This is a genomic window from Kribbella caucasensis (assembly GCF_004361855.1).
In the GTDB taxonomy this organism is placed as follows: domain Bacteria; phylum Actinomycetota; class Actinomycetes; order Propionibacteriales; family Kribbellaceae; genus Kribbella; species Kribbella caucasensis.
The window spans coordinates 1-5117 of sequence record NZ_SNWQ01000066.1; the positions used below are offsets into that span (position 1 = coordinate 1).

The 5117-nt window shown below is 56.6% G+C and carries 2 rRNA genes; both read right to left on the reverse strand.

Features of this window, described 5'->3' with window-relative positions:
- Positions 1–20: 20 nt before the first annotated feature.
- A 23S ribosomal RNA gene (locus EV643_RS43675) occupies positions 21–3148 on the reverse strand.
- 452 nt (positions 3149–3600) lie between these two features.
- Positions 3601–5116: ribosomal RNA gene (locus EV643_RS43680) — 16S ribosomal RNA — on the reverse strand.
- Together the 16S and 23S rRNA genes form the textbook arrangement of a ribosomal RNA operon.
- Between the last annotated feature and the right edge of the window lies 1 nt (position 5117).

Genomic DNA, 5117 nt, shown 5'->3' on the forward strand with positions numbered 1-5117 from the left:
TGTGTTTGATGTTGATGAGTTGAGACAAGCCCTCGGCCTATTAGTACCAGTCAGCTGCACACGTTGCCGTGCTTCCACCTCTGGCCTATCAACCCAGTGGTCTACTGGGGGCCTTACCCGATCAAGTCGGTGGGAGACCTCATCTTGAAGCGTGCTTCCCGCTTAGATGCTTTCAGCGGTTATCACTCCCGAACGTAGCCAACCAGCCGTGCTCCTGGCGGAACAACTGGCACACCAGAGGTTCGTCCACCCCGGTCCTCTCGTACTAGGGGCAGCCCTTCTCAAGTCTCCTGCGCGCGCAGCGGATAGGGACCGAACTGTCTCACGACGTTCTAAACCCAGCTCGCGTGCCGCTTTAATGGGCGAACAGCCCAACCCTTGGGACCTACTCCAGCCCCAGGATGCGACGAGCCGACATCGAGGTGCCAAACCATCCCGTCGATATGGACTCTTGGGGAAGATCAGCCTGTTATCCCCGGGGTACCTTTTATCCGTTGAGCGACGGTGCTCCCACATGCCACCGCCGGATCACTAGTTCCGACTTTCGTCCCTGCTCGACATGTCTGTCTCACAGTCAAGCTCCCTTGTGCACTTACACTCGACACCTGATTGCCAACCAGGCTGAGGGAACCTTTGAGCGCCTCCGTTACCTTTTAGGAGGCGACCGCCCCAGTCAAACTACCCACCAGGCACTGTCCCTGATCCGGATAACGGACCAAAGTTAGACAGCCAGAACAACCAGAGTGGTATTTCAACGATGACTCCACCCGAACTGGCGTCCGAGCTTCACAGTCTCCCACCTATCCTACACAAGTTATACCGACCACCAATACCAAGTTGTAGTAAAGGTCCCGGGGTCTTTCCGTCCTGCTGCGCGTAACGAGCATCTTTACTCGTAATGCAATTTCGCCGAGTCCACGGTTGAGACAGCGCCCAAGTCGTTACGCCATTCGTGCAGGTCGGAACTTACCCGACAAGGAATTTCGCTACCTTAGGATGGTTATAGTTACCACCGCCGTTTACTGGCGCTTAAGTTCAAAGCTTCGCCGGCCTAAACCAGCTAACCTGTCCCCTTAACGTTCCAGCACCGGGCAGGCGTCAGTCCGTATACATCGAATTACTTCTTCGCACGGACCTGTGTTTTTAGTAAACAGTCGCTTGGGCCTGGTCTCTGCGGCCATCACCGCTTCCATCCGAGAAGGATGTAACGGATCCGGCCCCCCTTCTCCCGAAGTTACGGGGGCATTTTGCCGAGTTCCTTAACCATGGTTCACTCGATCGCCTTGGTATTCTCTACCTGATCACCTGTGTCGGTTTGGGGTACGGGCGGCTCTAACACTCACTACGAAGTTTTTCTCGGCAGCATGGGATCATCCACTTCCCCTGAACGGGTCCGCCTCGGCTCTCAGGCACAATGAGACACGGATTTGCCTATGCCTCGCCCTACCACCTTGCCCGCGGATCAGCTTACGCCTACCATCGCCGCGGTTGGACTACCCTCCTGCGTCACTCCTCAGTGCACCTAATACCAACTAGGGTCGAAACATCCACCACGCCGCCCGAAGGCATTGCAGCTTCTGTCTCTTAGCATCATCGGATTCGGTCGGGTCGTGTTAATGCCGGTACGGGAATATCAACCCGTTGTCCATCGACTACGCCTGTCGGCCTCGCCTTAGGTCCCGACTTACCCAGGGCAGATTAGCTTGACCCTGGAACCCTTGATCATCCGGCGGACGGGTTTCTCACCCGTCATTCGCTACTCATGCCTGCATTCTCACTCGTGCAGCATCCACAACTCCATCACTAGGCTGCTTCACACGCTGCACGACGCTCCCCTACCCATCCACACACCTGGACCGCACTCCGAAGAGTACGGCCGAGTACAAATGTGAATGCCACAGCTTCGGCGGATTGCTTGAGCCCCGCTACATTGTCGGCGCGGAATCACTTGACCAGTGAGCTATTACGCACTCTTTCAAGGGTGGCTGCTTCTAAGCCAACCTCCTGGTTGTCTGGGCAACTCCACATCCTTTTCCACTTAGCAATCGCTTAGGGGCCTTAGCTGGTGATCTGGGCTGTTTCCCTCTCGACTACGGAGCTTATCCCCCGCAGTCTCACTGCCGCGCTCTCACTTACCGGCATTCGGAGTTTGGCTGATTTCGGTAAGCCGGTAAGCCCCCTAGACCATCCAGTGCTCTACCTCCGGTAAGAAACACGCGACGCTGCACCTATATGCATTTCGGGGAGAACCAGCTATCACGGAGTTTGATTGGCCTTTCACCCCTATCCACAGGTCATCCCCCAGGTTTTCAACCCTGGTGGGTTCGGTCCTCCACGCGGTCTTACCCACGCTTCAACCTGCCCATGGATAGATCACTCCGCTTCGGGTCTAGAGCATGCGACTATATCGCCCTATTCAGACTCGCTTTCGCTACGGCTACCCCACACGGGTTAACCTCGCCACACACCACTAACTCGCAGGCTCATTCTTCAAAAGGCACGCCGTCACACCCCACAAGGAGATGCTCCGACGGATTGTAGGCAACCGGTTTCAGGTACTATTTCACTCCCCTCCCGGGGTACTTTTCATCTTTCCCTCACGGTACTAGTCCGCTATCGGTCACCAAGAAGTATTTAGGCTTAGCGGGTGGTCCCGCCAGATTCACACGGGATTTCAAGGGTCCCGTGCTACTTGGGAAAACACTCGGAAGTCGCTGTCTTACGCCTACGGGGCCATAACCCACTACGGCTCAACATTCCAGAAGATTCGACTTCAACAACGATTTATAACTCCCTGACCCCACGGCATTAGGATCTGAATGCTCCCACAACCCCATATACGCAACGCACGCCGGCTATCACACGCACATGGTTTAGCCTCATCCGCTTTCGCTCGCCACTACTCACGGAATCACTATTGTTTTCTCTTCCTGCGGGTACTGAGATGTTTCACTTCCCCGCGTTCCCTCCAGAACCCTATGTGTTCAGGCACTGGTAACTGGCTTTAGAATGCCAGCTGGGTTTCCCCATTCGGACACCCCCGGATCACAGCTTGGTTGCCAACTCCCCGGGGCTTATCGCAGGCTCCAACGTCCTTCATCGGCTCTTGGTGCCAAGACATCCACCGATTGCCCTTAGTAGCTTGTCACACAACAAAAAACACTCGACAATCTTGCTACAAGATGCTCGCGTCCACTATACAGTTCTCAAAATACGGGCAGACACCAAAACAAACCACCACTTGAAGAAACAAACCCCAAAAGGGCAAGCTCAACAGTCTGATGCGTCCTGGCCCCAGCCACACACCAACCAGGCGAACCCGGTCGGCCAGTGACCCTAGAGAAAACAGTCCAGCTCCCATGAGCCGACCCGATTCCTCAGGACCCAACAGCGCGCCTCGGCCCATCACCCCCACCAACTCCCACGTTCCACGCCAGCACCCCCGAAGGAGTGCCAGCAGTACTAGCAGGACCGGCAAGCGATCCAGGCCTAATGGTCAATGTTCCACAGTCCGAAGCACCGTCGCCCAGGAACGAACGTCCCGGAAACGACGAGTAGACAACCACACCCTGACGGGCTGCAGCTGCCAGTGCTCCTTAGAAAGGAGGTGATCCAGCCGCACCTTCCGGTACGGCTACCTTGTTACGACTTCGTCCTAATCGCCAGCCCCACCTTCGACGGCTCCCTCCACAAGGGTTAGGCCACCGGCTTCGGGTGTTGCCGACTTTCATGACGTGACGGGCGGTGTGTACAAGGCCCGGGAACGTATTCACCGCAGCGTTGCTGATCTGCGATTACTAGCGACTCCGACTTCATGGGGTCGAGTTGCAGACCCCAATCCGAACTGAGACCGGCTTTTTGGGATTCGCTCCACCTTGCGGTTTCGCAGCCCTTTGTACCGGCCATTGTAGCATGCGTGAAGCCCTGGACATAAGGGGCATGATGACTTGACGTCATCCCCACCTTCCTCCGAGTTGACCCCGGCAGTCTCCTATGAGTCCCCACCATAACGTGCTGGCAACATAGGACGAGGGTTGCGCTCGTTGCGGGACTTAACCCAACATCTCACGACACGAGCTGACGACAGCCATGCACCACCTGTATAGGACCCTTACGGACCCCCCATCTCTGGAGGATTTCCCTATATGTCAAACCCAGGTAAGGTTCTTCGCGTTGCATCGAATTAATCCGCATGCTCCGCCGCTTGTGCGGGCCCCCGTCAATTCCTTTGAGTTTTAGCCTTGCGGCCGTACTCCCCAGGCGGGGCGCTTAATGCGTTAGCTGCGGCACGGAGAACGTGGAATGTCCCCCACACCTAGCGCCCAACGTTTACGGCGTGGACTACCAGGGTATCTAATCCTGTTCGCTACCCACGCTTTCGCTCCTCAGCGTCAGAATAGGCCCAGAGAGCCGCCTTCGCCACCGGTGTTCTTCCTGATATCTGCGCATTCCACCGCTACACCAGGAGTTCCGCTCTCCCCTGCCTACCTCTAGTCTGCCCGTATCGGAAGCAAGCTCGGAGTTAAGCTCCGAGTTTTCACTCCCGACGCAACAAACCGCCTACGAGCCCTTTACGCCCAATAATTCCGGACAACGCTCGGACCCTACGTATTACCGCGGCTGCTGGCACGTAGTTGGCCGGTCCTTCTTCTGCAGGTACCGTCACTCTCGCTTCGTCCCTGCTGAAAGAGGTTTACAACCCGAAGGCCGTCATCCCTCACGCGGCGTTGCTGCGTCAGGCTTTCGCCCATTGCGCAATATTCCCCACTGCTGCCTCCCGTAGGAGTCTGGGCCGTGTCTCAGTCCCAGTGTGGCCGGTCGCCCTCTCAGGCCGGCTACCCGTCGACGCCTTGGTAGGCCATTACCCCACCAACAAGCTGATAGGCCGCGAGCCCATCCCCAACCGCAAAAGCTTTCAACCACCCACCATGAAGCAGGCAGTGATATCCGGTATTAGACCCAGTTTCCTAGGCTTATCCCAAAGTTGAGGGTAGGTTGCTCACGTGTTACTCACCCGTTCGCCGCTCGTGTACCCCGAAGGGCCTTACCGCTCGACTTGCATGTGTTAAGCACGCCGCCAGCGTTCGTCCTGAGCCAGGATCAAACTCTCCGTTGAA